The sequence below is a fragment of the Cysteiniphilum sp. 19S12-1 genome (assembly GCF_052030685.1).
Taxonomy (GTDB): domain Bacteria; phylum Pseudomonadota; class Gammaproteobacteria; order Francisellales; family Francisellaceae; genus Caedibacter.
In genome coordinates this window covers 1-545 of record NZ_JBQAJM010000102.1, presented here as the reverse complement: position 1 = coordinate 545, position 545 = coordinate 1, and the positions used below count along the sequence as shown (strand labels likewise).

General features: G+C 54.9%; 1 protein-coding gene. It reads right to left on the bottom strand.

Annotation, left to right across the window (positions count from 1 at the left end):
* The coding region (locus tag ACTS4L_RS11425; RefSeq protein ID WP_440652079.1) for an adenosylhomocysteinase at positions 1-545 on the bottom strand (545 nt) is incomplete at both ends.

The window sequence follows — 545 nt, the reverse complement described above, 5'->3', positions numbered from 1 at the left end:
CTCGCCTTCTCATTCCAGAGCTCCAGCTGCGCAATCACCTGATTCGTGAACGAGCACGACATGACAAAGCTAGGGTGCCCAGTAGCACATCCGAGGTTCATCAGCCTCCCCTCAGCGAGGATGATGACACCGGACTTGGTGTCGGGGAACACCCATCTATCGGTCTGGGGCTTGATGGTGATCCTCTTGACACCAGGGAAGGTCTCGAGGCCATTCATGTCAATCTCGTTGTCGAAGTGGCCAATGTTGCAGACGATGGCGTCGTTGGGCATGGCCTCAAAGTGAGCACCAGTGAGAATGTCACGGCAGCCAGTGGTGGTGACGAAGATCTGACCAATCTTGGCGGCCTTCTCCATGGTGGTGAAGACACCAGTAGACTCCACGACATACTCAGCACCGGCCTCACCCCATTTGATGTTAGTGGGGTCTCGCTCCTGGAAGATGGTGATGGGCTTCCCGTTGATGACAAGCTTCCCATTCTCGGCCTTGACTGTGCCGTTGAATTTGCCGTGAGTGGAGTCATACTGGAACATGTAGACCATGTA